This is a genomic window from Bradyrhizobium sp. 45, assembly GCF_023073155.1.
GTDB classification, from domain to species: domain Bacteria; phylum Pseudomonadota; class Alphaproteobacteria; order Rhizobiales; family Xanthobacteraceae; genus Bradyrhizobium; species Bradyrhizobium canariense_D.
In genome coordinates, this window is the sequence record NZ_JADPIX010000100.1 from 70,890 (window position 1) to 96,772 (window position 25,883).

26 protein-coding genes are annotated in these 25,883 nt (G+C 64.8%); 5 read left to right on the forward strand and 21 right to left on the reverse strand.

The genetic code is table 11. The features are described 5' to 3' along the window. Positions 1–69: 69 nt before the first annotated feature. The 10 genes from serS to IVB42_RS15310 all read right to left on the reverse strand — a co-directional run bounded on the left by serS (position 70) and on the right by IVB42_RS15310 (position 10,861). Positions 70–1,401 (reverse strand): serine--tRNA ligase, encoded by a 1,332-nt coding sequence (gene serS, locus IVB42_RS15265; RefSeq protein WP_018458027.1) that lies wholly within the window; start codon positions 1,399–1,401, stop codon positions 70–72. A 198-nt stretch (positions 1,402–1,599) separates the two neighbouring features. Then, positions 1,600–2,412 (reverse strand): twin-arginine translocase subunit TatC, encoded by an 813-nt coding sequence (gene tatC, locus IVB42_RS15270; RefSeq protein ID WP_018458028.1) that lies wholly within the window; start codon positions 2,410–2,412, stop codon positions 1,600–1,602. Beyond that, positions 2,409–2,963 carry a Sec-independent protein translocase protein TatB gene (gene tatB, locus IVB42_RS15275; RefSeq protein ID WP_018458029.1) on the reverse strand — a complete coding sequence of 185 codons (555 nt, stop codon included), beginning with the start codon at positions 2,961–2,963 and terminating at the stop codon, positions 2,409–2,411. Before tatB ends, tatC begins: the two co-directional genes overlap by 4 nt. Before the next feature lie 88 nt (positions 2,964–3,051). Further along, positions 3,052–3,288, reverse strand: a complete 237-nt coding sequence (locus IVB42_RS15280) for a twin-arginine translocase TatA/TatE family subunit (RefSeq protein ID WP_007610722.1) — start codon at positions 3,286–3,288, stop codon at positions 3,052–3,054. Between the two features lie 166 nt (positions 3,289–3,454). Beyond that, positions 3,455–4,207 carry an SMC-Scp complex subunit ScpB gene (gene scpB, locus IVB42_RS15285; RefSeq protein WP_018458030.1) on the reverse strand — a complete coding sequence of 251 codons (753 nt, stop codon included), beginning with the start codon at positions 4,205–4,207 and terminating at the stop codon, positions 3,455–3,457. 21 nt (positions 4,208–4,228) lie between these two features. Then, positions 4,229–5,068 (reverse strand): ScpA family protein, encoded by an 840-nt coding sequence (locus tag IVB42_RS15290; protein WP_007590654.1) that lies wholly within the window; start codon positions 5,066–5,068, stop codon positions 4,229–4,231. Next, on the reverse strand, positions 5,065–6,093 hold the full coding sequence (gene nagZ / locus IVB42_RS15295) for a beta-N-acetylhexosaminidase (protein WP_018458031.1): 1,029 nt from the start codon (positions 6,091–6,093) through the stop codon (positions 5,065–5,067). The genes IVB42_RS15290 and nagZ overlap by 4 nt, the downstream gene beginning before the upstream one ends. 45 nt (positions 6,094–6,138) lie before the next feature. Continuing rightward, positions 6,139–7,713, reverse strand: a complete 1,575-nt coding sequence (locus IVB42_RS15300; RefSeq protein WP_026233486.1) for an SPOR domain-containing protein — start codon at positions 7,711–7,713, stop codon at positions 6,139–6,141. Positions 7,714–7,852: 139 nt separating this feature from the next. Then, positions 7,853–9,643, reverse strand: a complete 1,791-nt coding sequence (gene argS, locus IVB42_RS15305; protein WP_018458033.1) for an arginine--tRNA ligase — start codon at positions 9,641–9,643, stop codon at positions 7,853–7,855. Between the two features lie 9 nt (positions 9,644–9,652). Continuing rightward, positions 9,653–10,861, reverse strand: a complete 1,209-nt coding sequence (locus tag IVB42_RS15310) for a deoxyguanosinetriphosphate triphosphohydrolase (RefSeq protein WP_026233487.1) — start codon at positions 10,859–10,861, stop codon at positions 9,653–9,655. 134 nt (positions 10,862–10,995) lie between these two features. On the opposite strand from IVB42_RS15310, the gene erpA reads away from it, so the two are divergent. Then, on the forward strand, positions 10,996–11,325 hold the full coding sequence (erpA, locus tag IVB42_RS15315; protein ID WP_007610737.1) for an iron-sulfur cluster insertion protein ErpA: 330 nt from the start codon (positions 10,996–10,998) through the stop codon (positions 11,323–11,325). Positions 11,326–11,334: 9 nt separating this feature from the next. Here erpA and IVB42_RS15320 read toward each other — a convergent pair whose 3' ends face one another. After that, positions 11,335–13,665 (reverse strand): ATP-binding protein, encoded by a 2,331-nt coding sequence (locus tag IVB42_RS15320; protein WP_247336748.1) that lies wholly within the window; start codon positions 13,663–13,665, stop codon positions 11,335–11,337. A gap of 133 nt (positions 13,666–13,798) precedes the next feature. Between IVB42_RS15320 and xth the strand changes: the two genes are divergently transcribed. After that, a complete protein-coding gene (xth, locus tag IVB42_RS15325) occupies positions 13,799–14,596 on the forward strand; it encodes an exodeoxyribonuclease III (RefSeq protein ID WP_007610740.1) in 798 nt (265 codons plus the stop codon). Between the two features lie 15 nt (positions 14,597–14,611). On the opposite strand, the gene IVB42_RS15330 is transcribed toward xth, so the two are convergent. Further along, positions 14,612–15,433: a tetratricopeptide repeat protein gene (locus IVB42_RS15330; RefSeq protein WP_026233489.1), complete on the reverse strand. Its 822-nt coding sequence runs from the start codon at positions 15,431–15,433 to the stop codon at positions 14,612–14,614. Further along, positions 15,420–17,144, reverse strand: a complete 1,725-nt coding sequence (gene ilvD / locus IVB42_RS15335; protein ID WP_027518135.1) for a dihydroxy-acid dehydratase — start codon at positions 17,142–17,144, stop codon at positions 15,420–15,422. The genes IVB42_RS15330 and ilvD overlap by 14 nt, the downstream gene beginning before the upstream one ends. 700 nt (positions 17,145–17,844) lie before the next feature. Here ilvD and IVB42_RS15340 point away from each other — a divergent pair. Both IVB42_RS15340 and IVB42_RS15345 read left to right on the forward strand, forming a co-directional pair. Then, positions 17,845–18,111: a hypothetical protein gene (locus tag IVB42_RS15340; RefSeq protein WP_247336751.1), complete on the forward strand. Its 267-nt coding sequence runs from the start codon at positions 17,845–17,847 to the stop codon at positions 18,109–18,111. Continuing rightward, positions 18,111–18,332, forward strand: a complete 222-nt coding sequence (locus IVB42_RS15345) for a hypothetical protein (protein WP_085353205.1) — start codon at positions 18,111–18,113, stop codon at positions 18,330–18,332. The genes IVB42_RS15340 and IVB42_RS15345 overlap by 1 nt, the downstream gene beginning before the upstream one ends. 26 nt (positions 18,333–18,358) lie before the next feature. Here the strand turns inward: IVB42_RS15345 and IVB42_RS15350 are convergent, their stop codons facing one another. The 5 genes from IVB42_RS15350 to IVB42_RS15370 all read right to left on the reverse strand — a co-directional run bounded on the left by IVB42_RS15350 (position 18,359) and on the right by IVB42_RS15370 (position 21,834). Further along, positions 18,359–18,928 (reverse strand): hypothetical protein, encoded by a 570-nt coding sequence (locus IVB42_RS15350; protein WP_085353207.1) that lies wholly within the window; start codon positions 18,926–18,928, stop codon positions 18,359–18,361. Between the two features lie 156 nt (positions 18,929–19,084). Next, the gene (locus tag IVB42_RS15355) at positions 19,085–19,387 is read right to left on the reverse strand and encodes a hypothetical protein (RefSeq protein ID WP_247296609.1); all 303 of its coding nucleotides are present in this window, start codon (positions 19,385–19,387) and stop codon (positions 19,085–19,087) included. Between the two features lie 66 nt (positions 19,388–19,453). Continuing rightward, the gene (locus IVB42_RS15360; protein WP_018458043.1) at positions 19,454–19,666 is read right to left on the reverse strand and encodes a hypothetical protein; all 213 of its coding nucleotides are present in this window, start codon (positions 19,664–19,666) and stop codon (positions 19,454–19,456) included. A gap of 149 nt (positions 19,667–19,815) precedes the next feature. Next, positions 19,816–19,992 carry a hypothetical protein gene (locus IVB42_RS15365; RefSeq protein ID WP_018458044.1) on the reverse strand — a complete coding sequence of 59 codons (177 nt, stop codon included), beginning with the start codon at positions 19,990–19,992 and terminating at the stop codon, positions 19,816–19,818. A 105-nt stretch (positions 19,993–20,097) separates the two neighbouring features. Next, positions 20,098–21,834, reverse strand: coding sequence for an adenylate/guanylate cyclase domain-containing protein (locus IVB42_RS15370; protein WP_247397149.1), 1,737 nt, complete (start codon positions 21,832–21,834; stop codon positions 20,098–20,100). A 324-nt stretch (positions 21,835–22,158) separates the two neighbouring features. On the opposite strand from IVB42_RS15370, the gene IVB42_RS15375 reads away from it, so the two are divergent. Next, complete coding sequence (locus IVB42_RS15375; RefSeq protein ID WP_247336756.1) at positions 22,159–24,351, forward strand: lytic transglycosylase domain-containing protein; 2,193 nt, start codon at positions 22,159–22,161, stop codon at positions 24,349–24,351. 91 nt (positions 24,352–24,442) lie between these two features. Here IVB42_RS15375 and IVB42_RS15380 read toward each other — a convergent pair whose 3' ends face one another. From IVB42_RS15380 to IVB42_RS15390, 3 genes are read right to left on the reverse strand one after another with little or no spacing between them, the layout of a single operon-like run. After that, positions 24,443–24,742, reverse strand: coding sequence for a hypothetical protein (locus IVB42_RS15380; protein WP_018458047.1), 300 nt, complete (start codon positions 24,740–24,742; stop codon positions 24,443–24,445). A 57-nt stretch (positions 24,743–24,799) separates the two neighbouring features. Continuing rightward, positions 24,800–24,988 (reverse strand): hypothetical protein, encoded by a 189-nt coding sequence (locus tag IVB42_RS15385; protein ID WP_039800268.1) that lies wholly within the window; start codon positions 24,986–24,988, stop codon positions 24,800–24,802. Further along, positions 24,985–25,353, reverse strand: a complete 369-nt coding sequence (locus IVB42_RS15390; RefSeq protein WP_231188449.1) for a hypothetical protein — start codon at positions 25,351–25,353, stop codon at positions 24,985–24,987. The genes IVB42_RS15385 and IVB42_RS15390 overlap by 4 nt, the downstream gene beginning before the upstream one ends. Positions 25,354–25,883 lie beyond the last annotated feature (530 nt).

Here is a 25,883-nt window from a genome sequence, read left to right on the forward strand (position 1 = left end):
GGCCGGCAGGATAACCGGCCGCCCGATCTTCGCAACCAAACGTTTCTCCGTTTCAGATTGGCGGCACGCCTAGTCGCGTGCGACCACCTTCAGCCCGCCCATATAGGGCTGGAGCACGCTGGGGACCGCAATCGAGCCGTCCTCTTGCTGATAGGTCTCCATCACGGCGATCAACGCGCGGCCTAGCGCTGTGCCGGAGCCGTTGAGCGTGTGCACGAACCGCGGCTTGCCATCGGGGCCGCGCGAGCGCGCGTCCATCCGGCGGGCCTGGAAATCGCCGCAAACCGAGCAGCTCGAGATCTCGCGGAATGCCCCGCCGTCGCCCTGACCCGGCATCCAGACCTCGATGTCATAGGTTTTTTGCGACGAGAAACCCATATCCCCGGTGCACAGCGTCATCACGCGGTAATGCAGCTCGAGCCGTCGCAGCACTTCCTCGGCACAGGCGAGCATGCGCTCGTGCTCGTCCTTGCTCGTCTCCGGCGTCGTGATCGAGACCAGTTCGACCTTGGTGAACTGGTGCTGCCGGATCATGCCGCGGGTGTCGCGCCCTGCGGCGCCCGCCTCCGCGCGAAAACACGGCGTCAGCGCAGTCAGCCGCATCGGCAGCTGCTTTTCGTCGAGGATGGATTCTCGGACGAGATTGGTGAGCGCCACCTCCGCGGTCGGAATGATCCCGAGACGCTCGGTCCGGAGCCGCTCATGGTCGGGCGCGGCGAGCAATTCGCCCTTGATCGCCCAGAACTGGTCGTCCTCGAACTTCGGCAATTGTCCGGTGCCGAACATGATCTCGTTGCGCACGAGCAGCGGCGGATTGATCTCGGTATAGCCGTGCTCGTCAACGTGTAGATTCAGCATGAACTGGCCGAGCGCGCGTTCGAGCCGCGCCAGTCCCTTCTTCAACACGACGAAGCGCGCGCCGGAGAGTTTCGCTGCGGTCTCGAAATCCATGTCACCGAGCGCGGCGCCGAGATCGTCATGGGGTTTTGGCACGAACGCGTAGTTGCGCCTGTTGCCGAAGACATGGCGCTGCACATTGCCGTGCTCGTCGACACCATCGGGCACCTCGCCGAGCGGCAGATTGGGGATCGCCGCCAGCTCCTTGGCGAGCTCCTCGTCGGCAGCCTTCGCGGTCGCCTCGAGCTCCGGCATGGTGGTCTTGAGCTCGGCGACCTCCGCCATCAGCTTCGCCGCGCGCGCCTCGTCCTTCGTCTTCTTGGCATCGCCGATTTCCTTTGAGGCCGCATTGCGCCGCGCCTGCGCCTGCTCGGAAGCCAGGATCGCCGCACGCCGGGTCTCGTCGATCGCAAGCAGCGACGCCGACATCGGCTTCAGGCCGCGTCGTGCGAGGCCGGCGTCGAAGGCTTGCGGGTTGTCGCGGATCGATTTGATGTCGTGCATGGCCGTGGTCCTGGGGCTTGTTGCAACCCTGCAAATCCTGGATTTGCATTTATGCAAATGGCTGCTTCCCCTAGCACGGCTGTCATCGCCCGCGAAAGCGGGCGATCCAGTATTCCAGAAACATCACTGATTCCCCATAGGCCGCGGCGTACTGGATTCCCCGCTTTCGCGGGGAATGACACCGGAGTATGGGGCGCCCTACTCTGCCGGATTGGCCGGCGTCGATACGTCGGTGCCGCTAGAGGCTTGCGAAGCTGCAGCCTTCTTCTCCACAATTCCCACCGCGATGATCGAGCCCTCGTAGAGCGCGAGCAAGGGAATCGCGAGCGAGCACTGGCTGAGCACATCGGGCGGGGTCAGAACGGCCGCGATGACGAAGGCAACGACGATGAAATAGCGGCGCTTCTCGCGCAGCATTTTAGACGTGACGATGCCGATGCGCCCCAGCAGCGTCAGGATCACCGGAAGCTGGAAGGCGATGCCGAAGGCGAAGATCAGCGACATCATCAGCGACAGATATTCGCCGACCTTGGGCAGCAGCTGGATCTGCGCGGTCTCGTCACTGCCGGCCTGCTGCATGCCGAGCGAGAAGCGGACCAGCATGGGCAGCACGACGAAATAGACCAGTGCTGCGCCCAGCACGAAGAAGAACGGGGTCGCGACCAGATACGGCAGGAAGGCCTGCTTCTCGTGCTTGTAGAGTCCGGGAGCGACGAACTTATAGATTTGTGTCGCGACGATCGGGAACGAGATGAAGCCGGCGCCGAACAGCGCGAGCTTGAGCTGGGTGATGAAATATTCCAGCAGCGCGGTGTAGATGAATTTCGAGTTCTCGGGACCCGCGATCCACACGAACGGCCAGACCAGCACGTTGTAGATCTGCTTGGCGAAGAAGAAGCAGAAGATGAAGGCAATGCCGAAGCCGAGCAGCGCTTTGATCAGCCGCGAACGCAGCTCGATCAAATGGTCCATCAGGGGAGCTTTGCTGGCCTCGATATCGGCGGCGCTCATGACGCTTTGGCGCCCTTAATCGCCTCGGCCGGCGCAGTGTCCTGGGTGACCGAATCTTGCGTGACCGAACCTTGAGCGACCTGCGCCTGCTCGACCTCACGGGTGATGGCGAGCGGCTCGTTCACGGCCGCATGTGCCTCGGCTTCCACGAAGGTCTCCGGCGTCGGCGCTTCCGGCGTGGTGGGCGTCGTCAGCGCTTCGCTTGAAGTCGCCGACGGTTCGACAGCGGTGGAGATCGAGGTCTCGGCGGGTTTGTCCAGTGCATCGACGCGGAGCGCGTCGCTGACGTCTTTCTGGAGCGAGGTCATCAAATTGTTGCCGGCGAAGCCGGAAGCCGCTTCCTTGACCTCGTCGAAGCTCTTCTTGAGGTCGGCCATTTCGGCCTCGCGCATCGCTTCCTGGAATTGGCCCTGGAATTCGGCGGCCATCTTGCGCGCCTTGCCCATCCACTGCCCGACCATGCGCAGCACGCCCGGCAGCTCTTTCGGGCCGATGGCGATCAGAGCCACGACCCCGATCAGGACCAGTTCACTCCACCCGATGTCGAACATGAGGTCTTCCGTTCACGCCAGCCGCAGCCGGCCCAATCCCTCGCGCGCAGGATCGGGTCCGCTACCCGCGTCTCGCGTGCTCTCTGGCTCAGACGGCCTTGCTGCCGACGTCCGACCGTGCCGCGGTCGGCGCGGCATTGTTGTGCTCGATGGACTTGGCCGGCTCGGGCTTGTCGGCGACCTTGTCGTCGTCCTGCATGCCCTTCTTGAACGCCTTGATGCCCTGCGCCACGTCGCCCATCAGATCCGAGATCTTGCCGCGACCGAACAGCAGCAGGACCACTGCGATCACCAGGACCCAGTGCCAAATGCTGAGTGAACCCATCCTGCAACCCTCCAAACGCGCATGGCCGGGGACCGGCCGATCTTCACCGAAACCTAGGCTTGGCAGGTGTCAAAAACAAGGACCAAGGCAGCGCCAATTCGCTGTTGGCGCTGCGTAATTTTGCTAGTGTTAACTGGTCGCAGGCGGCCGGTAAAAGGCCGGGACGTCAGTCCTCGCTGCCACCCCCGCCCCCCTCATGGCCGCCTTCCGGCGGCGTCTCGGGCTCGACCGCGGGCGCCAGCGCCAGATCAAGGTCCTCGCCCGGCTCCAGCGGATCCTCGTCTTCCCGCAAAGTCGGGTCATCCGACGGCGTCGGCACGCTGAATCCGGTCGGCAGGCGCGAATCCAGCAGGCCCGTGCCCTTCAGCTCCTCCAGGCCCGGCAAATCGCCGAGCTGTTCCAGAGTAAACTGCGACAGGAAGTCCTCGGTGGTTCCGAAGGTCAAGGGACGGCCCGGCGTCTTGCGACGACCGCGCGGCTTGATCCAGCCGGTTTCCAGCAGCACGTCCAGCGTGCCCTTCGAGGTGACGACGCCGCGGATCTCCTCGATCTCGGCGCGCGTCACCGGCTGGTGATAGGCGATGATCGCCAGCACTTCGATCGCGGCGCGCGACAGGCGGCGGGTCTCGGTGCTCTCGCGGGTCATCAGCCAGGCGAGATCGCCCGCGGTACGGAAGGTCCATTTGTTGGCGACCCGCACGAGATTCACGCCGCGCAGGGAGTAGTCGGCCTGCAACTGCTCGAGCGCGGCCTTCACGTCGACGCCCTCGGGCATGCGCTTGGCCAGCGTCGCGGTGTCCAGCGGTTCATTCGAAGCGAACAGCAGCGCTTCCAGCAGCCGCAATTCTTCGGGACGTGCCTGGGACTCGTTCTCCATCGGCTCGGCCTCTTCTACCCGCACTTCAGCCAGGCTTGCCATGGCAGATTCTCCTTGTTGCACTTAAGCGACCGGCGCATCGGGCGCAGGAGCTGCGTCCATGACCGGCTTGGGGCGCCCCTTCCGGAAATAGATGGGCGCAAACGCCTCTTTCTGATTCAGCTCGAGCTGACCTTCGCGCACCAGCTCGAGCGCAGCCGCGAAACTCGAGGCGAGCACCGTCGCGCGCTGCGTCGGATCGGCGACATGCTGAAGCAGAAAATCGTCGAGAACGCCCCAATCGTCTTGCTCGCTGATGCTTCCGACGAGCCGCTCCAGCGTGGCGCGCGCCTCGGCAAGCGACCACACCGTGCGCTTGGCCAGATGCACGCTCGCCAGCACGCGCGACTGGCGCTGCGCGGCATAGGCGGTGAGCAGGTCATAGAGCGTTGCCGTGTATTTCGGATGCTTGATCTCGGCGATCTGCTCGGGCTCGCCGCGCGGGAAGATGTCGCGCAGCAATTGCTGCCGGTTCATCAGCCGGTTGGCGGCTTCACGAATCGCCTCCAGCCGGCGCAGGCGGTTGGCGAGCGCCGTCGCCATCTGCTCCGCGCTCGGGCCTTCCGCACTCGGCGGCTCCGGCAGCAGCAGACGCGATTTCAAGAAGGCGAGCCATGCCGCCATCACGAGATAGTCGGCGGCGAGCTCGAGGCGGATCTTTCGCGCGGCTTCGATGAAGTGGAGATATTGGTCGGCGAGCGCCAGGATCGAGATCTTGGCGAGATCTACCTTCTGCTGCCGCGCCAGTGCGAGCAGCAGGTCGAGCGGACCTTCATAACCCTCGACGTCCACCACCAACGCCGGCTCACCCTCGGCGAGCTCTGCGGGCCGCCCGGTTTCAAACGATAGGATTTCTGCGGTCATGCCGATGCCGTGTTTGCCCGTGCGATCAATGCCTCCAGTTCGGCGCGCGCGGCCGCGCGATCGAACGGTTGCGGTCCTTTACGCGCAGCGAGCGCGGCGTTCGCCCGCTCCAGCGCCCTGCCCGCCAGTTCGGGTGTCTGGCCGGCGACCTCACGCATTTCCTCGATGTTGCCGTTGCAATGCAGGGCCATGTCGCAGCCGGCCGCAAAAATGGCGCGGGTCCGTTCGGCGATGTTGCCCGACAGCGCGTTCATCGACACGTCATCACTCATTAACAAACCCTGGAACCCGATTGCGCCGCGAATCACCTCAGCGATCATTGTCGCAGATGTCGTCGCCGGATGGGCGGGGTCGACCGCGCTAAACACAACATGTGCAGTCATGGCCATCGGCAAATCCGCCAAAGGCTTGAATGCCGCGAAGTCGGTGCGATCCAGTTCGTCGCGCGACGTGTCGACCGTCGGCAGATTGAAATGGGTATCGGCCGTAGCTCGGCCATGGCCGGGGATGTGCTTGAGCACCGGCAACACGCCACCCTGTTCCAGGCCCTCGGTGACCGCGCGGGCGATCGCGGCGACCTTTCCCGGTTCGGTGCCGTAAGCCCTGTTCCCGATGACGGCGTTGGCGCCAGCCACCGGCACGTCGGCCAGCGGCAAGCAATCCACGGTAATGCCGAGATCTGCGAGATCGCAGGCGATCAGCCGGGCGCTGAGGCGCGCCGCGGTCAGCCCGAGCGCCGAATCAGTATCGTAGAGGCCTGCGAAAATAGCGCCCGGCGGATAGACCGGCCAATGCGGCGGCGTCAGGCGCTGCACCCGCCCACCCTCCTGATCGATCAGGACAGGGGCATCAGCGAAACCCGCAACCGCCCGCAATTCCGCAACGAGTGCAGCAACTTGAGCCGGCGTCTCGACATTGCGCTTGAAGAGGATGAAGCCCCACGGGCGTTCGCTGCGGATAAACTCCCGCTCGGCGGCGGTTAGTTCCGTTCCGGAAACGCCGGTAATGAAGGCCCGCGTGCTCATACGGCCGATTAACCCTGACCCGCGAGAGGGTCAAGGAAACGGCCGTTAATTCCTCTGGACGAAGCAGGCAGACAGGCCAGCGGATTTCAAACTGTTGCAGGCCTGGTTCGCCTCTTCGAGCGATCCGTACGGCCCAGCGAAGGCGCGGTAGACGATTCCCTTGCCCTTGTCGGTCAGGTCGACCCGCTTGACCACGGGTGCGCGGGAGCCAAGCACGCTGCCGTACTTGCTCTGAAGCACCCGGTACGAGGCGTGGGCGCTATCCTCGGTCTGCTGCGAGGAGACCTGCACGACGTAGCCGCCGCCACCGCTGCTCGCGGGCGCAATTTGCGTCGGATTGGTCGCAGCCATCCGCTGCGGTGGCTCCGCGGCCGGCGCCGATTGCGGCGCAAGCGAGAGCGGCTGATTGGCACTGGCATTGGCCGAGGTCGGCGGCGTGCGTGGTGCAGCTGGTGCCGCAACGGGCTTCGGGAGAGCTGTCGGCTTCGCGGCCGTGGTCGCTTGCGACGCGGTGGCGTCGGTCTGATCGCCCTTCACGGCCACGGTCCTGATCGCGCGCGGCGAATTGTTCGGCAGCGTGCCGTTGCTCGGATTCGGGCCCGCACTCGACAGCGGAATGCTGGACGGCGACACGCTCGCGACTGGCGGCGGGTTCGCGTTCTGGTTCAGCGCCGGGAACACCACGCGGGGACCTCCCGCCTTGGCGTTGACGTCGACAGGCGCCTCCTCGCGCGGCACGATCTTCTCGGCGCCATCTCCGGTGACCATGCGGTCCGGTACCTTGGCCGAGGAGTCCGACGGCGCCGGCACGATTTTGGTCGGCGTGTTGTCGGCCTTGATGATCGGCGGCTCGCCGCTGCGGGGCGAGCCCACATAGGTCTTGTAAGCGAACGCAGCGCCGGTCCCGACCACGGCAAGGGCCAGGATCGCCGCGACGGTCATCATGCCGCCGCGCTGCTTCTTCGGCTCGTCGAGATCGGCCTCGGGATAGTCGCTCTGGAACGCGTAAGGATCGTCGGGATAGGCGGGATCGCGCTGATAGTCCTGCTCGCCCGCCTCCAGCCGTCCGTAGAGCGCCTCGTCGTAGCGCGCCGGATCGGGCTGCTGGTGGGCTTGCTCCTGGTAAGCCTGATCGGGCTGCTGATATGCCTGATCCTGATAGGCCTGCCCCTGATGGGTGCGAGCTTGATAGGCCTGATCCGGATAGGCCTGCGGCTGACGATAATCAGGTTCAGGCTCGGGCGCAGTCGGCTGGGCTGAATAACGATGCAGTGGATGAACCGGGTTTACGGAAGCGGGATAGGCAGGCTCAGCTGGCACCGTCTGCGGCTGCACATTGGCGCGCCGCATCCATGAGGGTGGCCCGGGCGGCGGCGGGGCCTGGTCGGCATAGTCCTGCTGGCCATCGTCCTGGCGATAGTCGTCGTCCTGATAGCTCTGGGCAGGCGCAGGTGCTGCAGGCGGGTGCACGCCCGGCCGCCCTTGCGCTGCGAACGGATCGGTCTGCCCGATCAGGCGGGCAAGTTCGGCCAAGGGATCACCGCTCTCCGCCCTCCCATGCTGATCGCCACCGCGATAGTCATCGGAAGGAAACGGTCTGTCCTGATATCGTTCGGCCATCGTGATGATGCGTCCCTTCGGGAAAGCCGCGCGCCCCTCGACCAAGGCGCGGCTTTCGACCCACAAGGCTTTCAACCAAGTCTAAGCGATCCGGCTTCTGCCGGTTACCCCCGAAATCCCTTAAGTAGTTCGCCCCAAACTACCGCATCTCGTCCGGAGCATGGACGCCGAGGATGGCGAGGCCCGATGCCAGGACAGAGACGACGCCCTGGACCATGGCCAGCCGCGCCTTCGTTAGATCTGCATCATTATTGATAATGAAGCGTAAATAGGGCAAATCGCGCCCCTTCGTCCAAAGTGCATGAAATTCGCTGGCTAAATCATAGAGATAGAAGGCAATTCGGTGCGGCTCGTGGGCGGTTGCGGCCGCTTCCAGCATGCGCGGAAATATTGCGAGCCGCTTAAGAAGGTCGAGTTCAGCCGGGTCCGACAGCCGTTCCACCGCCGACTCACCCAGCCAGGCGATGCGCTTTTCCGTTTCCTCCGGGAGTTCCGGGAACACCTCGGCCCGGGCGTTGCGGAAGATCGAGTGGCCGCGGGCGTGGCCGTACTGCACGTAGAACACCGGGTTGTCGCGCGACTGTTCCATGACCTTGGCGAGGTCGAAGTCGAGCACCGCGTCGTTCTTGCGGTAGAGCATCATGAAGCGGACGGCGTCCTGGCCGACTTCATCCACCACCTCACGCAAGGTGACGAAGTCCCCGCTCCGCTTGGACATTTTCACCGGCTCGCCGTTGCGCAGCAACTTCACCAGCTGGACGATCTTGACGTCGAGCGCCCCCTTGCCGGAGGTGGTCGCCTTCACCGCCGCCTGCATGCGCTTGATGTAGCCGCCATGGTCGGCGCCCCAGACGTCGATCATCTCCGCGAAACCACGATCGAACTTGTTCTTGTGGTAGGCGATGTCGGCGGCGAAGTAGGTGTAGGAATTATCCGACTTGATCAGCGGGCGATCGACGTCGTCGCCATAGGCGGTCGCCTTGAACAGCAACTGCTCGCGATCTTCCCAATCCTCGGTCGGAGCCCCCTTTGGGGGCGGCAGACGGCCCTGGTAGACGTCGCCCTTGGCGCGCAGGAAATCGATGGTCTCGGCGACCTTGTTGTTGCCGGCGTTCTGTAGCGAGCGCTCGGAGAAGAACACGTCGTGGCGGATGTTGAGCGCGGCGAGATCATCCTTGATCTCGTCCATCATCATCGCGATCGCCTTGGCGCGCACCGTCCGTAGCCACGCGCCCTCGCTCACGGCGAGGAGCTTGTCGCCGTGCTCCTGCGCCAGCGCCTGCCCGACCGGCTTCAGATAGTCGCCGGGATAAAGGCCTTCCGGCATCGCGCCGATGTCTTCGCCGAGCGCCTCGCGATACCGGAGGAACGCGGAGCGGGCGAGCACGTCGACCTGCGCGCCGGCGTCGTTGATGTAATATTCGCGCGTGACGTCACGGCCTGCGAATTCAAGCAGGCTCGCCAGCGCATCGCCGAACACGGCGCCGCGGCAATGGCCGACATGCATCGGTCCGGTGGGGTTGGCGGAGACATATTCGACGTTGACCTTGGAGCCGCCGCGGACGCGGCCGTAATCGGCGCCCTCGCGCAGCACGGTCCGTAGCGCCTCGGCCCATGCGGCCGGCTCCAGCGTCAGGTTGATGAAGCCTGGACCTGCGACGTCGACCTTGGCGATCAACGGGTCCGCGCGCAGCCGTTCGGCGATCTGCTCGGCGAGGTCGCGCGGCTTTGCCTTTGCCTCTTTCGCAAGCACCATGGCTGCGTTGGTCGCCATGTCGCCATGGGAAGCATCGCGCGGCGGCTCGACCACCACGCGCGAGAAATCGATGCCCTCGGGCCAGTTGGCTTCCGCCGCGAGCGCGCGGCAGACCGCGTGCACGCGTGCGAGCACGTCGGCGAACAGGTGCAGTGCTGAGGATGTGTCGGGCATGGGCGCCGCCTAACGCAAATCCGGGGTCGAGTCAAAGAGCCGCTGGTGCTCGGTCAGGGCGAAACGGTCGGTCATTCCGGCAATGAAATTCCCGATCCGGCGGGCCCGGTCGCCCTCGTTGTCCGCCTCCGCCCCGACCAGCCATTCCGGCGGCAGCTCGCCGGGCGAGGTGAGGTATTTTGCGAACAGGTCGAACAGGATCTGTTCCGCCTCGCCCATCACCCGCATGACCCGCTTGTGGCGGTACATGTGCTGATAGAGAAAGCGCTTGATGGCGGCCTCCTCCTCGGCGACCGCGGCGGGGAATGCGATCAATGCCCGGCTCTGCTGGCGCACGTCCTGTGCGGATTGCGGTTTCACGGCGGCAAGGTTTATCTGGGCCTCGGCGAACACGGCACCGATCAAGTGTGAGATCAGCTCGCGCACCAGCTCGGCGCCGCGCCTGACGTCTTCGAGATCGGGGTAATGCGCAGAAGTCTCGGCGATAATCTCCGCGGTCAGCGGCATCACCTTGAGGTCGTCGAGGTGAAACAGGCCGGCGCGCAGACCGTCGTCGATATCGTGGGCATCATAGGCGATGTCGTCCGCGATCGCGGCGACCTGTGCCTCCAGCGAGGCGAAACTCCACAATTCGAGATCATAGATCTTGATGTAGTCGGCGATGCCGACGGGAACGCCGCGCTCGCGATAACGCCCGGCCGGCGCACCGCTGCGATCGGTCAGCGGGCCGTTGTGCTTGACGATGCCCTCCAGCGCTTCCCAGGTCAGGTTGAGCCCGTCGAATTCGGGATAGCGCTGTTCCAGGGCCGCAACGACGCGGAGCGTCTGGGCGTTGTGATCGAAGCCGCCAAAATCCTTCAGGCAGGCGTCCAGCGCCCGCTCGCCGGCGTGCCCGAACGGCGGATGGCCGAGATCGTGGGCGAGCGCCAGGGTTTCCGTGAGGTCCTCGTCCAGCCCGAGCTGCCGGGCCAGCGCGCGGGCGATCTGCGCCACCTCCAGCGAATGGGTCAGCCGGGTGCGGTAGTGGTCGCCCTCGTGGAACACGAACACCTGGGTCTTGTATTTCAGCCGGCGGAACGCGGTGGAATGGATCACCCGGTCGCAATCCCGTCGAAACGGGCTGCGGGTCCGGCTTGGCGGTTCCGCGACCAATCGGCCGCGACTGCGCTCGGGATCGCAGGCATAGGGCGCGTGGGGGGCAGCCATTCCGACGGACACGGCGAATTTAGTCTCTATCCATTTGATTCTGCGTATGGTGGCACTTAACTATGCCGGACGCGGGATACCAACTGAATAGGGCACGTGACCTTCAGGTGACCTTGGTGTGACCGCGGGCCTATCGGAGACGAACGATGACGACTGACGTGACCATCAGTGACAAGGCCGCACGCCGGATTGGGGAGATCCTCAAGGGCGAAGGGTCTGGCGCGATGCTGCGGATCTCGGTCGAGGGCGGAGGCTGTTCCGGCTTCCAGTACAAGTTCGACATTGACCGTGCCCGCACTGACGACGATCTCGTGATCGAGCAGGACAATGCGGTGGTGCTGGTCGATTCCGCCTCGCAGCCGTTCCTGGCGGGGTCGCAGGTCGATTTCGTCGACGATCTGATCGGCGCCTCGTTCCGCGTCAACAATCCGAACGCCACGGCGTCCTGCGGCTGCGGGACCAGCTTCTCGATCTGACGTCGCCGGCTAGGCGCCGGTCATCTGCCTTTCCTCGTCCGTCCACTCCACGTCGACCGACATGAGCTCCGGCTGAAGTGGTGCGTCTCCCGCCATCACATGTCCATCGAGCGCGCGCAGCAGCGCCGCCAGCAGCGCGGGTTTGCGTAGCGGCTTGGCCAGGAAGTCCGACATGCCGGCCTCGCGGCAGATCTTGACGTCCTCGGGGAAGGCATTGGCGGTGAGCGCGATGATCGGCAAGGATTCGAATCGGCCACCTTGCGCACGGATCGCCCGGGTTGCGGCAAGGCCGTCCATGTCGGGCATCCGCACGTCCATCAGCACGAGATCGTAGTCTTCCTCCGAGGCCGCCGCGACGGCCTCGACGCCGTCGGTGACGACGCGCAGCTCGACGTCGAAGGCCCCTAACATCTTGCTCACGACCATGCGGTTGACGGCGTCGTCCTCGGCGATCAGCACCCTCAGCGGTCGGTCGAGACTCGCGATACGCGCCTTGAGGTAGTCGGCTTCGTCGCGGTCGGCAATGTAGTCGGATGCCTTCTCCTGGCTCCAGGGCAGCACCAGCGTGAAGCTGAATGTCGAGCCCTCGCCCGGCGTCGAGGTGACGCCGATGGTGCCGCCCATCTGTTCGATGATGCGCCGGGAGATCGCAAGCCCAAGCCCGGTCCCGCCGAAGCGGCGGCTGATCGAGGCGTCGGCCTGCGCGAAGTCGGAGAAGAGCTGGCCAAGCTTCTCGGGGGCGATGCCGATACCGCTGTCGGTCACGCTCCATTCGACGGTGGCGAGCAGATCGCGGCGGGCCTGACAGACGGCTGCGATCGTGACTTCGCCTTGGTCGGTGAACTTCACCGCGTTGGATGCGAGGTTGAGCAGGACCTGGCGGATACGCGCGACATCGCCGCGCAGCGTCGGCGGCAGGTTCGGATCGAGCTTGACCTTGACCGCGAGCCCCTTGCTCTTGGCACTCGCGCGCACGACGGTCGCCAATGTCTCTACCAGCGCCTGCGGCGCGAAGTCGATCACCTCGAACGCGAAGCGTCCAGCCTCGAGCTTGGAGAGGTCCAGGATGTCGTTGAGGATGCGCTGGAGATTGTCGCCGGACTCGCGGATCGTGGTGACGGCCTCGTGCTGCTCCGGATCGAGTTTTGTCTCCAGCAGCATGCTGGCAAGCCCGAGCACGCCGTTCATCGGCGTGCGGATCTCGTGGCTCATCACCGCGAGGAAATCCGATTTGGCGCGGCTCTCGGCCTCGGCCTTTTCCGCGCGCCAGCGCTCGGTCACGTCGCGGCCGAAGCCGCGATAGCCGAGGAATTGACCGTCGCGGTCGTAGGCCGGCTTCGCGGTGAGCGACCACAGCCGCGCCTCGCCGCCGGCGACGACCTTGAGGTTCATCTCGTGCAGCGGTTCGGCGTGCTCCATCAGGCCGACGACATTGTAGGCCGCGCTCTTGTCTTCGGGGCACAGCATGTCGAGCACGTCGGCGAAATGCGAGCCCTTCAGCAAGGGCAGTGGCAGCTGTGCGACCGCGGCGAAGCGCTCGGGCACGTCGACCAAATGCCCTTCGGCGTCGGTCTGCCACAGCCAGTCGCTGGCGTTCTCCTGAAAATCTTTCAGCAATAGTGAGATGATCTCGGTCTGGCGCTCGAGCTCAAGCTGGGCCTTGAGATTGCCAAGGAACAGATTGCCTTGCGAGACGATGTTGCGCGCCATGAAGAACGCGAACAGCAGCAGGAACACGGCGGTCACGAGGTAAGGCCCGGTGCCGCATAACAGCAACGCACCGGCGCAGGCGATCGTCGTCGTCGCGAGATAGACAAGGCCCGCACGCGGGAAGGTCGAGAGCGTGAAGGCACCGCCGGACATCATGCCGACCATAAGGCAGGCCAGAATGAGCTGGCTGGTCGGCTCGATGCGGCTGAACAGCGCGACCGGCAGCGTGCCCCAGATTGCGGCGAGGAAAAACGCCTGCCGCAACATCTGCCGCACGGCACGGGGCGAGACTTCTTGCGCCGGGCTCTGGTGGGAGCGCCGCCACGCGCGCACCGCGAGCGAGGCGGCGGTCGCGAGGGTCATGCCCCAGATCGCGAGAAAGTCGTTCCAGCCACGACCCCAGAACAAAATCAGCACAACGGCGACGTTGAGCATGGTGACGGCCATCGTCACCGGGATCAGGCGTATCACCGCGTCGATCTGCTTGGCACGGATGCGGCTCAGCTCGCGCTCGCTGAGACCGGCGGTCAGGCCGTCCTCGATCTCGTAGCCGCCGAGCCAGTACAGGAACGCGCCGATCAACCCGTCGCGGGGCTCGGTTCGCTTCATGGCTTTGTTCGGCCGTCCCATTCGAAAAACCTTTTCACGATCAATGGCCCGGGCCCGACTTAAGCCGGGTTAATTTTGTGGGAGATTTCGCAGCGTCCTTGACGGGCGCGTTTGCATTTTGTTCTAACCATGGCCCCTGCCCGGAGCCGCCAAGATGCCCATCAGAATAGCCACCTGGAACGTGAACTCGGTCCGGCAGCGCATCGATCTCCTCCTGACCTGGCTGAAGGAGTGCCAGCCGGACATCGTCTGCCTCCAGGAGATCAAATGCGTCGACGAGGCCTTCCCGCGGCTGGAGATCGAGGCGCTCGGCTACAACGTGGTCACCCACGGCCAGAAGACGTTCAACGGTGTCGCTCTGCTCTCGAAGCTCCGGTTCGACGAGACCAAGTCGGGGCTGGCCGGCGACGACGAGGACGCCCATGCTCGCTTCCTCGAAGGCGTGGTGACGCTCAAGTCCGGCGTGCTGCGCATCGCCTGCCTCTATCTGCCCAACGGCAATCCGGTCGGCACCGAGAAATATCCCTACAAGCTCAAATGGATGTCGCGGCTTCTTGAGTATTCGAAGGAGCGCCTCAAGACCGAGGAGCCGCTGATCCTCGCAGGCGACTTCAACGTTATCCCGCATGCCCGGGACGTCCATAATCCCGCCGCCTGGACCGAGGACGCCCTGTTCAAGGCCGAGACGCGGGAGAGTTTTCAGTCCCTGCTCGGCCTCGGCCTGACCGATGCGCTTCGGGCCGTCACCGACGAGCCCGGGCTCTACACTTTCTGGGACTACCAGGCCGGCGCCTGGCAGAAGAACCACGGCCTGCGGATCGACCACCTTCTGCTGTCGCCACAGGCCAGCGACCGGCTCGCCAATGTCGGCATCGACAGCTATGTGCGCAGCTGGGAGAAGCCGTCGGACCACGTGCCGGTGTGGGCGGATCTCGATCTTGAGGCGGCGTGAGGCCGCCTCAACCCATCACTCCCGTCGACCCTGCACCCATTGCTCCAGCATCTGCAGGCACATGGCGCGATCGTCGTCGGAGGCCTTTGCGAAGGCGCGGTTGTAGTTTTCCTTGATCCAGGTCTCGTCGCTGCCGGCGCTGTCGCGCGCCAGCGTCAACCACATCAGGCCGCGGGCGGCCTGCCGCGGCAGGCGGTCGCCGTTGAACAGCATCTGGCCGAGCAGCGCCTGGGCCTCGTGCTGGCCCTTCTGCGCGGCGAGCCCAAGCCAGCGCGCGCCGTAGCGGAAATCCTCGCGCGAAGCGTCCGGCGTCTTCAGGTACAGGCGGGCGAGATCGTATTGCGCATCCGCATTGCCGAAATAGGACGCGGCATAGGAAAACATCTCCCGCGCCCGCTCCTGGTCCGGCTTGACCTTCGAATTCGGGATGCCGCTGAGATAATAGCGGCCGAGCGCCACAAAGGCGTTGGCGACGATCTGCGCCTGCGGCGCGGACGGGCTGTCTTCGGCGTGCGCGTTGGCGATGCGGGTGAAATACTCGAACGCACGCACATCGTCCTGGGCGACGCCGTCGCCATTGGCGTACATGCGGCCGAGCTTCCACTGCGCGATGGGGTGGCCACCCTCCGCGGCATATTGCAGGGCGCTGAGCGAGGTTTCCTGGGGCACGACTGGCGGTACATTGCGCACCTTGCCTGCTGCGCCCGGCAAGGTCGTGACCACCGGGATGGTCGCATCCTTCTGGCTGACGGGTGCGCCGTCAAAGGCGAGAGCCGGCGCGGCCAGCGCGGCAGCCCCCAACACAAACGCAACGATGGTACGCCTAGATGTCCGCATAGCACTGTTTCTCGTGCGCGCCGCCCGGATGGGTCACTGCCCCACCGACCGCTGGTCCAACCTGCTGAGCATATTTCCAGAGCGCGCCCGTCGTGTGGTTAGTCGCGCGAGCGGTCCATTTGGTCTTGCGTTGGGCAAGCTCCTGGTCGCTCAATTTTACGTTAAGGGTACCGGCGACCGCGTCGATTTCGATGATATCGCCGTCCTCCAGCAACCCGATCGGGCCGCCGATGGCGGCTTCCGGCCCGACATGGCCGATGCAGAAGCCGCGGGTGGCGCCGGAGAAGCGGCCGTCGGTGATGAGCGCGATCTTGCCGCCCATGCCCTGGCCGGTCAGCGCCGCGGTGGTCTGGAGCATTTCCCGCATGCCGGGACCGCCCTTCGGCCCCTCGTAGCGGATCACGATGACTTCGCCTTCGCGGTAGGTGCGCTTCTGGACGGCCTCGAAAGCATCCTCCTCACGGTCGAAGCACCTGGCCGGACCGGTGAACCTGAGGTTGGACATTCCCGCGACTTTCACGATCGCACCTTCTGGCGCCAGATTGCCCTTCAGACCGACCACACCGCCGGTGACGGTGATGGGCTTGTCTGCCGGGTGCACCACGTCCTGGTGCGGATTCCACTTCACGCTTTTGAGGTTTTCGGCGATCGTTCGACCGGTGACGGTCATGCAGTCACCGTGGAGAAATCCGTTGTCGAGCAGCGTCTTCATCAGAAGCGGTATGCCACCTACTTCAAACATGTCTTTGGCGACATAACGGCCGCCTGGCTTCAAATCCGCGACGTACGGTGTCTTTTTGAAGATTTCGGCGACGTCGAACAGGTCGAACTTGATGCCGCACTCGTGCGCGATTGCCGGCAGGTGCAGTGCAGCATTAGTCGAGCCACCGGACGCGGCGACCACGGCGGCGGCATTCTCCAGCGCCTTGAGGGTGACGATGTCGCGTGGCCGGATGTTTTGGGCGATCAGCTCCATGACCTGCTCGCCCGCGGTCATGCAGAAGGCGTCGCGAATTTCATAGGGTGCCGGAGCACCGGCCGAGTACGGCAAGGCCAGCCCGATCGCCTCGGAGACGGTCGCCATCGTGTTGGCGGTGAACTGCGCGCCGCAGGCACCCGCCGAGGGGCACGCCACGCGCTCGATCTCGTCGAGGTCCTCGTCCGACATTGCGCCGACCGAGTGCTTGCCGACGGCTTCGAACATGTCCTGCACGGTCACCTGCTGGCCCCGGAAATTGCCGGGCAGGATCGAGCCGCCATAGATGAAGATCGAGGGCACGTTGAGACGGACCATCGCCATCATCATGCCCGGCAGCGACTTGTCGCAGCCGGCCAGGCCAACGAGAGCGTCATAGGCGTGGCCGCGGATCGTCAATTCGACGGAATCGGCGATGCATTCGCGCGACGGCAGCGAGGAGCGCATGCCGTCATGCCCCATGGCGATGCCGTCGGTCACGGTGATGGTGCAGAACTCGCGCGGCGTGCCGCCGGCGGCTGCGACGCCCTTCTTCACCGCCTGCGCCTGGCGCATCAGGGAGATGTTGCAGGGCGCGGCCTCGTTCCAGCACGAGGCGACGCCGACGAAGGGCTGGTGGATCTGGTCGGTGGTCAGACCCATGGCGTAGAGGTAGGAGCGATGGGGCGCGCGCGCAGGACCTTCCGTCACGTGACGGCTCGGCAGCCTCTGCTTGATGTTGCTCTTCGCGTCCATCGCAAACCAGTTTCCCCGGCCAACCCTTTCAGACCCGAAAAATCAGAGCCAAGATTTGAATCGACCTTTTGAATCGACCTTGGGGATTTCCGTCGTCTTCCAGGATTACCGCTGCCGCTAAAATATTCGAGTGATTTTATTCATGCTCGGGTGTGGCCAAAAAGCGGCGTCGATGCGAACGGACAGAGAAGATGGTTAAATCCGTGACGAGTGTTGCACGGACGGCACAATCGTGGCCGTGAGGACACGATCGAGCTTACTGCGATACCCCCGGCGGGAGGACAATCCCACAACTTCAAGTTTCCGGTGCGTGCCTGCGTTGCAACTTCGGCGCGACGACGAGGCGCAGCCAAGGTGAGTCGGCGCTTCATCATCTCCCCGCCTGTCCGGACGCGCCGCAAGGGCGCTGCGTCCAGGCCACAGATCGAAGTGTTGTGCACACTCTCTCCACATCGTCTTTGCGAGCGGAGCGACTTGTCCGCCGAAGCTTTAGCGAAGGCGGAAGCAATCCAGAATCCTCCGCGGAAAGACTCTGGATCGCTTCGCTGCGCTCGCAATGACGGAGCAAGGGGCAGCAATCGCCATCCGCCAATGCAGATTCAACTTGCAGACACGCTTCGCGTTCTCGCGGCTGATTCCGCCCGAGCTTTGCTTCGTCGCTTCACCCTCTTGTCCAAGAGGGCGCAGGGTACCCGCTGTCGTGCTCGCCGGCGTGGGCAGCCTGATCGCGGTGCTCGACCATGCGCACGGGCTGATGACGAAACTGTCCATCGCCGTCGTGGTCTGCGCCTGGGTCTGGATCGTCTGTCGATCGCGGACGCGCGGCTTGAAAATCCGATCGTCCGTGCTGGCTGCAATGTGCGCCGCGACCGTTCTGACCGCGACGGCCGCGCTGTGGCCGGTGATGGGGCCCGCCGTCTTCCACACCCGCGGTGTCGCCAAGAAGCCGAAGCCTCCGGCCGGCTGATGGACGCAATCACAATCTTCGGACTGCTGTCGGTCAGTGCGATGCTGCTGTTTTACGCGCTCGAGCCGCGCGGACCGCATTTCGTGCTGGCCTTCGCGGCAGCTTGCGCGCTCAGCGGGGTCTATGGCTTTCTCCAGGGCGCCTGGCCGTTCGGGTTTGTCGAGACGGTTTGGACAGCGGTCGCCTTGCAGCGCTGGGCAAAGGTCCGGTTATCGGCATGACCGGACTTCAGTGCCTTGGTTGGCGCTCAGGCGTTCCGCATCGCGCGCCCGAACGGATCGGCCAGACGGACGATCTCACAGGCGGCGACGAGGCCGGCGAGCCAGATGGCGCTGGTCAGCCCGATCCGGGTCACGATGGCGGCGGTGAAGGCGCCCTCGCCGCCCAGGACCGGCGTCGCGGCGAACTCATAGACCGCGTAGGCGGCAACGAATGCAATCGCAAGCATCAGCGGCGTGCGGCCTTGCGGCAGCCTACGGAGGACCGTCGATGCTGCTGCGGTCGATAGCAGCGCAGCAGCGCCGATGACGAAGCCCCAGGCGATAGTGCTGGGGTCGATCGGATAGTGCAGCGCGCCGAAGCCGATGCCCTGGTTCACCAGCCAGGCGCCGGTGACGACGAGCAGCGCCGGACGCAGCGGCAGCATGGCGGCGGCGACAACCGCGCAAGCCGCAAACGGCGTGGCACAGGCGAATGCAAAGCTTGCCAGCGCGCATGACACGATCAGCAGCGCGAAGCCGAACAGCGGCGCAAGGCGCGCCGCGACCGGGGTAAGGCGGAAACGGTCGCGGAGGGGCGGCAGGATTGGACGGGGCATGGATGAACTCATGCCGACGATCCTAGCACATTTGCACCTGCTTGGATCACCTCCCGCGGCAGTTCAACTGCCTCATCAGAGGTCCCGACGGATGGTGACGCGCGCCCTCTTGCCCTCAGCTGGCTGCGCTCGGCCCTCTTCTCCTTAAACGGCGGGCTACGCTCGCCCTCTTGGGCGCTGGGCCTGAGCCCAGGCCGCGGTGACGTCGCGCGGCGGGACGTCGACGCGCCGGATCGGCGTCAACTCGCCGGAGGCGGAGATGATCGCGGTCTCCTCGCGGCGGCAGCGCGGGCAAACGAAGCGGACCTCGTTCGGCGAAGCCGACCAGCTCGAACGTCTTACATTGGCGGCCATCGGCCAGGCTGCGCAGTGAGAGCATGACACCAGGAACCGACCGGGATCGAGCATACCCATTCCAAAGGACTCCGCGTCCTGCCATCCCTTCAATGATTGATCCATGTGAATCGTTCCGGTGCCAAAACACCGTCGAGACACCATCGGCCCCGAACCAGGAGGCGGAGCCGCTCAGCGGGCGCCCTTGAGCGTGCACGACGTGCTGCAGGTGACCGTGTTGCCGTGGTCGCACGCCTTGCAGGCGGCAACGCACTGGGTCATGTCGCGGGGATTGAAGGAAGTGTAGTTCCGCATCGCGCAGACCGGGGTCGAGCCGGTGATCTCCTGCTCCTGGTTGCAGGCTGCCGTCATGAGTCCAAACATGATGACCGCAAAAAGGCGCATGGGATCGCCCTGTTAGGCACGACAAAACAATCTCGCGAGGCGCGCTGCACCGCAGCGAGCCCCGGCATTTCCACAGCGGGAAATCACCGGAGGCGTCCTCGCATCTGCATTGAGGATGCGCGCCAAGTGTTAAGAACGGATTGCCGGCGTCAGGCCGCAGCTTGGCTCGCTATGGCCTGCCGCATGTCCACCGCCAGCTGGCGATACCGCTCCGAGAGCTTCAGATAAAACTCACGCTTGGTGCTGTCGGTGGCGAGCCTGGCGATCAGCTCGCATTCGGCGGTGAGCGTCTCGAACCGTTCGAGCCTGTTCTCAAGTTCTGTCATCGGCGTGTCCCCATCAAACGCCTCAAGGACACCAAACCTAAGCCCGGGAAATAGGTCACTGCGAACATCGTTATCGAGTAGAATCAATTTTTCCCGCGCGGCCGACTATTTCTGCTCCAACCGCCAGGCGCCGTCCCAGCCCTCGTCCGGCGGATGGGCCTCGAACCGCGTGATACGAGCAAGCATTGCCCGCGAGGGGCCGTCGCCTGGGACGGCTTCAAGTGCCGCGTTGAAGCCGGCGCGGGCCTCGTCGAAGCGGCGGGCGCGATAGGCGGCGAGGCCTTCGGCGTAGTGAGAACGCAGGCTCTCATGCGCGGCCGTGAGTGCGCCTGCCCGGCCCATCACCTCGAAGATCGTTTGCGGCGCGCTCTGGCCGGCGACCGCAAGACGGTCGACCTCGCGCAATCCGAGGTGCGAGCCGATCGCGTCCGCTGTCGCCTGCGAGATCAGGATACGGGTGCCATAGGTCTTGTTGACGGCCTCCAGTCGTGAGGCGAGGTTCACGGCGTCGCCCATCACGGTGAAGCTCATCATCAGCTCGGAGCCGATGCTGCCGGTCAGGACCTCGCCGGTGGCGATGCCGATCCGCAGATCGCAAAGCCCGGGCATGGCGCGGATGCCGAGCAGATCCGGCAATTGCTTCTGCAGCGCGGGCACCTGATCGGCCATTTCGATCGCAGCAAGGCCTGCGAGCAGCGCCGGCTCTTCCTCCTCGATGAAGGGAGGGCCCCAATAGGCCATGATGGCGTCGCCGATATATTTGTCGATGATGCCGCGGTTGCTCCTGATCGGACCGGACATGACGGTAAAATAGTGGTTCATCACCTTGACCAGGCCGCGCGGGGTCATGCCCTCGCTCATCGCGGTGAAGCCGCTCATGTCGCAGAACATGATGGTCATCACCCGGCGCTGACCGTCGACGGCGACCTCCGGCCGGTCAATCAGCCCCTGCACCACCTTGGGATCGATGTAGCGGCCAAAGGTCTCGCGGATGCGCTCGTTCTGGCGCAATTGCTCGACCATGCGATTGAAGGCGGAGGCGAGTTCGCCAATCTCGTCCTGCGTCGAGACACTGATGGTCTTGTCGAAGCGGCCCGCCTCGACTTCGCGGGTGCCGGCCAGCAAGAGCCGGACCGGTCGCGTGATCCCGGTGGAGACCATGATCGCAAAGGCAAGTCCGACGATCGCCGCGAGGATGGTCACGATGCCCGAGACGATGATCGCCTGGCGCTGATGGCGGATCACCTGCGCGGTGCTCACGAACACCTGCGAGAGCATCTCGGCGCGGATCGCATCGATCCGCTGGGTGAAGAGATCGCGGAGCGCGTCCACATGGACGAGCACGTCGCGCGTGGCCGCAAAGTCCTTGGCATCGAGCAGCCGGAGCAGCTTGGCGTCCTCCTCGTCGAGTTCGCGGCGAAGCTCCTTGACTGCATTCTCGATGCGCGTCTCGATCCGGGCGAGTGCCGCGTTGTCCGACGGTGTGCTCTCATCGTCGATGATCGCGTTGATCAGCTTTCGCGCGGCTTCGGCCTCCTGCTCGACCTGGGCGTCCGTTTCCCTGAAGATCTTCAGCCGCGCCGCAAAGCCCTCCTCGTCCGGCGGCGTTTGCATTTTGGCGATCACCATGCGCCGCATCGCCAGCGCCCGCTCCAGCGAACGCACATTGGACCGCGCCAGGTGGCCGTAAGCCGGAATATACCGCGCGGTCAGCTCATCCAGAAGTTGGCCGACGCGGCTGGACATCACCATCGACAGGATCGCGGTGACGACCATCAGGATGATGAGGCCGAGCGCAATCCCGACGATCTTGCGCCGGATCGACTGGTTGAAAATCGGCATGGGCGCGGGACAATGGGCTGAAGGGGAAAGGCTTTGGAACCCAATACAACGGATTTGCCGCCGGGAATACGCGCAATTTGGCCGCTTCGAGGCGTCCTGAACCGCCGCAACCGTCGCGCGAGCCGTATTCGTTAATGAAGGTTAAGAGACCCGCTCGCCCCGCCGTTGCACAGGTTCCCTGGCTCCATCCGTATTTCGCCGCATTGTTGGAACAGCTTCAGGATGCGAAACGACGTCGTGTCACCATTTTGACGCCGTTTTGATTCTCGAGCCGCATCTCGTCGCGGACTTTGGTTTGTACTGGTTTCGCAGGGGGACCACGGAATGAACCAGTGCCTACGCTCGCTCGCGTGTGTCGTTGCCGTGGCCGCTTTGGCCTTCATCCCTACAGAGCTGGCAGCGAAGAGCGGTCACAAATCGTCCGCGCCGAAGAAGACGCATGAGGCGAAAACCGGCAAGCAGCGCCACGCCTCCGCCGGCAAGGCGCGGCACGGCAAGCATGCCGAGGCCAAGCGCAAGTCGAAGAAGCAGGACGACGCGCCCTCGGACAAGCCGGCAGCCCCGCCGCTGACTGGCGATCTCGCCGCGCTGAAGGATGCCATCGATCTCGCGCGGAAGGGCAAGACCGAGGACGCCAGCGCGGCGCGCGACCGCATTGCCGACCCGGCCGGACAGAAACTCGCCGACTGGTTTATGCTGCGCCATTCCGAAAGCACGGCGAATTTCAAGCGCTACGCCGCCTTCCTCGCCGCCAATCCGGACTGGCCGAGCAGCGCGCTGCTCCGCCGCCGCGCCGAGGCGCGGCTGTGGCAGGAGAAGGCCAACGCGGCGACCGTGCACAAATTCACGATGGACCGGCCGACCAGCGCCAAGGGCAAGTTCGCGCTCGCCCGCGTGCTGATGACCGAGGGCGACAGCGACAGGGCCGCGCGTCTCGTGCGCGATGCCTGGCGCACGGACGAATTGTCCGAGCGCAGTGAGGAGGATTCCTACCAAGCGTTCCGCGATCTCCTGACCGCCGAGGATCATCGCGCCCGCATGGACAAGCGGCTCGGCGCCAAGGACTATGCGGGGGCGCGGCGCGCAGCCAAGCGGCTCGGCGAGGATGCGCTCGCGATCGTCAAGGCCTGCGCCGCAGTCACCGGCAAGGCCAGCAAGGCCAAGGATTACCTGGAGGACATTTCGGCCGAGGCGCGCCGCGACCTCGGCTATGTGCTGTGCCGCGCGCAATGGCATCTCCAGAATGACCGCATCGACGACGCGGCCGAGGTGATCCTGGCCGCCGCGCCCGATACGATGGCGGCGCAAGACACCGACGCCTGGTGGCGCGAGCGCCGCCTGCTCGCGCGAAAGCTGCTCGACCAGGGCAAGTTCAAAACCGCCTATGATTTGGTGCGCTCGGCAGCCGTGCCCGCGATGGAGGTCTATCGCGCCGACTATCACTTCATGTGCGGCTGGATCGCGCTGCGCTATCTCGATGATCCCAAGGCGGCGATGACGCATTTCGCCGCGATCGACGAAGGCTCCGCCAATCCGATCGCGCTGTCGCGCGCGCATTATTGGCGCGGCCGCGCGGCCGAGGCAATGAACGCACCGGCCGATGCGCGCCTGAGCTATCAGGCGGCGGCGCGCTATCCGACCGCCTATTACGGCCAGCTCGCCCGCGCCAGGCTCGGTCTCGACCGCATCGAGCTGCGTGCGCCCTCGCCCGTGCTGGCAGCAGTCGACGCGCCGCCCGCGGACGAGCGCGTGCGCGCCGCCGACATGCTCTACGGCGTCGGTGAGCGCGACATGGTGTTTTACTTCGCCGAGGATTTTGCCAAGGAGAGCACCGACGTCGCCGCACTCGAAGCGCTCGGCGAGCTCGCCGGCCGGCGCAACGATGCGCGCGTGATGCTGGAGGTCGGCAAGTCGGCGCTGGCGCGCGGGCTCGCGCTCGATCACTACGCCTTCCCGACCATCGGCATCCCTGAACATAAGCAGGTGGCGCCCGCGATCGATCCCAGCGTGATCTATTCGGTGGCGCGCACCGAAAGCTCGTTCGACCAGCGCGACAAATCGGCCGCCAACGCAGTCGGGCTGATGCAGGTGACGCCGGAAGCGGGCCGCGACACCGCAAAGCGCTTCGGCCTGACCTATGACTGGGACAAGATGGTCTCCGATCCCGTCTACAACACGCAGATGGGCGCGGCCGAGCTCAGTGCGCTCATGTCGGAATATCGCGGCAACCAGATCATGACCTTCGCCGGCTACAATGCCGGCCGGGGCCGCGTGCGCGAATGGGTGCAGGCGCGCGGCGACCCCAGGGATCCCAAGGTCGATCCGGTCGACTGGGTCGAGCGCATCCCGCTGTCGGAGACGCGCAACTACGTCCAGCGCGTGATCGAGAACGTGCTGGTCTATCGTGCGAGGTTTGAGGCCAGCAGCGTCGTCGCGGCGAAGTCCGAGCAGCGCGTTACGACGCCGAACAGGGGCGCGATGCCGACGACGGCATCGGCCGCAGCCGCCGCGCCCTAGCTTCGCGACGCCGGGGCTGGACGCGGCGTGAAGCTGGATGCAGTGACTGCGACCGACCTCTCTGCGCGGGTCCGCATCGTTTGGCGAGCCGTCACCTCCTTCCGTGGTCAGAGGGTTCGTACGCGCGCAGAAATGCTTCCGTCAGCGAGCGCGAGAGCGCGCCCGTCTGCAGTATCCAGTTCCAGCTCGACACCGTGATCGCTTCGAGCGAACTGCGGTAAGGCCAGAGCATTTCCACCGCCGTCTGCTGATATCGACGGTAGCAATCATAGTCGCAGTACCGCCGCTCAGCGGGCACATGGCGGACGTAACTCGCGCCCAGCGGCTGCGCGCACGCGCTGCAGGTACCGCCGTGGCGAGGCCCTTCCTGATTGACGAACATGAATCTCATCGCGATGTCCTCTCGCCCGGACGGCAAATCCACCGCCCGTTTCGCCCTCCTATCCGCTCAAGACGCCGCTCGTGTGCGCCCCTCGATCAGCGGCGCAGCTTCGCCATGAAGCGCGTAACACTCGTAGCCGCAGTAGGGCAGCAGCGTCTTCGCATCGCGCAGATAGCCGCCGCTGATCTCCTCGCAGCACCAGAGGCAGGACGTTTTGCGAAAAGGGGTCCTGCCGTTCACCAATATGAACCTCATGTGGCACCTCCGAGCGCAAAGCAGTAGACCGTGTCGACGAGAGAGGCGGACGGCGGCGGCGCGCAAAGATGGTTGCGGCCGTCGGGATTATCCCTGTTTCGCTCGACCTTCTGAGGCGGAATGAGGATGTATTTCCCGTCTTCCCGGCGCAGCGCGTAGATGCTCCCCTCGACCCGCCGTATCTCGGTCGGGTAGCAGTCGGCGTTGTTGCAGCAAGTCAGCACCGGATTGTCCGGCATGTGCCAACTCGAATAGAACTGCTCGTGGAGGAGCAGATCCCGAGGCGGATGACGATGTGCGCCATCCTGTCCGGCCTCGTCCGCCTCCGCTCCAGTCATCAACGAAAGCGGCAGCGTGATCGCCAAGAGGAGCTTGCAACAACGGTTCAACGCGCAGCCTCCCGATACAGAATTGCCGAACGCAGCAGATCCGGTGACTGGTGCTTACGCCGCCTGAGACCGAAACAGCCATCGGCGATCGCGTTCGCGGCGCGCTCTGAAGCGATCGAGACATTTCCGGGAGCAAAGCGGCGCTCGCCAGGAATAATACCGGATCAGGCCGAACTTCCCGCTGCAGACGGCGCAGCTTTTTGCGGCGGAAGGGCGCTCGGAGTGTTCGGGCTTATCGCACATGATCCTCTCCTCCTGGCCTCTGATGGGCGCCTCTGACGGTCGAGGATCCCCACGGGCGCTGATGCACAATCATCACGTTCGTCAACGAAATGCGGCTTCTCAATCGTGACCAGATCATCGGCAAGTCAGCGCCAGCGGAGGCGAAGCTGGCCTCTTGAGTGCACGACCCCGCGCTACTCAACTGTTCAAGCGTTGCGATCGACACCACTGGATTGCCGGTGAGACTAGTCCCCATGTGACGGGCCGCTCAATTGTACGGAGGT

What these genes read in the sequence shown, in the direction of transcription:
- erpA (WP_007610737.1), top strand. Translation starts at nt 10,996, where the DNA reads ATGACGACTGACGTGACCATCAGTGACAAGGCCGCACGCCGGATTGGG.
- IVB42_RS15290 (WP_007590654.1), bottom strand. Translation starts at nt 5,068, where the DNA reads ATGACCGCAGAAATCCTATCGTTTGAAACCGGGCGGCCCGCAGAGCTC.
- serS (WP_018458027.1), bottom strand. Translation starts at nt 1,401, where the DNA reads ATGCACGACATCAAATCGATCCGCGACAACCCGCAAGCCTTCGACGCC.
- IVB42_RS15355 (WP_247296609.1), bottom strand. Translation starts at nt 19,387, where the DNA reads ATGGATCAATCATTGAAGGGATGGCAGGACGCGGAGTCCTTTGGAATG.
- IVB42_RS15375 (WP_247336756.1), top strand. Translation starts at nt 22,159, where the DNA reads ATGAACCAGTGCCTACGCTCGCTCGCGTGTGTCGTTGCCGTGGCCGCT.
- IVB42_RS15300 (WP_026233486.1), bottom strand. Translation starts at nt 7,713, where the DNA reads ATGGCCGAACGATATCAGGACAGACCGTTTCCTTCCGATGACTATCGC.
- nagZ (WP_018458031.1), bottom strand. Translation starts at nt 6,093, where the DNA reads ATGAGCACGCGGGCCTTCATTACCGGCGTTTCCGGAACGGAACTAACC.
- argS (WP_018458033.1), bottom strand. Translation starts at nt 9,643, where the DNA reads ATGCCCGACACATCCTCAGCACTGCACCTGTTCGCCGACGTGCTCGCA.
- IVB42_RS15365 (WP_018458044.1), bottom strand. Translation starts at nt 19,992, where the DNA reads ATGACAGAACTTGAGAACAGGCTCGAACGGTTCGAGACGCTCACCGCC.
- IVB42_RS15360 (WP_018458043.1), bottom strand. Translation starts at nt 19,666, where the DNA reads ATGCGCCTTTTTGCGGTCATCATGTTTGGACTCATGACGGCAGCCTGC.
- tatC (WP_018458028.1), bottom strand. Translation starts at nt 2,412, where the DNA reads ATGAGCGCCGCCGATATCGAGGCCAGCAAAGCTCCCCTGATGGACCAT.
- scpB (WP_018458030.1), bottom strand. Translation starts at nt 4,207, where the DNA reads ATGGCAAGCCTGGCTGAAGTGCGGGTAGAAGAGGCCGAGCCGATGGAG.
- IVB42_RS15280 (WP_007610722.1), bottom strand. Translation starts at nt 3,288, where the DNA reads ATGGGTTCACTCAGCATTTGGCACTGGGTCCTGGTGATCGCAGTGGTC.
- IVB42_RS15330 (WP_026233489.1), bottom strand. Translation starts at nt 15,433, where the DNA reads ATGCGGACATCTAGGCGTACCATCGTTGCGTTTGTGTTGGGGGCTGCC.
- tatB (WP_018458029.1), bottom strand. Translation starts at nt 2,963, where the DNA reads ATGTTCGACATCGGGTGGAGTGAACTGGTCCTGATCGGGGTCGTGGCT.
- ilvD (WP_027518135.1), bottom strand. Translation starts at nt 17,144, where the DNA reads ATGGACGCGAAGAGCAACATCAAGCAGAGGCTGCCGAGCCGTCACGTG.
- xth (WP_007610740.1), top strand. Translation starts at nt 13,799, where the DNA reads ATGCCCATCAGAATAGCCACCTGGAACGTGAACTCGGTCCGGCAGCGC.
- IVB42_RS15345 (WP_085353205.1), top strand. Translation starts at nt 18,111, where the DNA reads ATGGACGCAATCACAATCTTCGGACTGCTGTCGGTCAGTGCGATGCTG.
- IVB42_RS15370 (WP_247397149.1), bottom strand. Translation starts at nt 21,834, where the DNA reads ATGCCGATTTTCAACCAGTCGATCCGGCGCAAGATCGTCGGGATTGCG.
- IVB42_RS15350 (WP_085353207.1), bottom strand. Translation starts at nt 18,928, where the DNA reads ATGCCCCGTCCAATCCTGCCGCCCCTCCGCGACCGTTTCCGCCTTACC.
- IVB42_RS15320 (WP_247336748.1), bottom strand. Translation starts at nt 13,665, where the DNA reads ATGGGACGGCCGAACAAAGCCATGAAGCGAACCGAGCCCCGCGACGGG.
- IVB42_RS15385 (WP_039800268.1), bottom strand. Translation starts at nt 24,988, where the DNA reads ATGAGGTTCATATTGGTGAACGGCAGGACCCCTTTTCGCAAAACGTCC.
- IVB42_RS15380 (WP_018458047.1), bottom strand. Translation starts at nt 24,742, where the DNA reads ATGAGATTCATGTTCGTCAATCAGGAAGGGCCTCGCCACGGCGGTACC.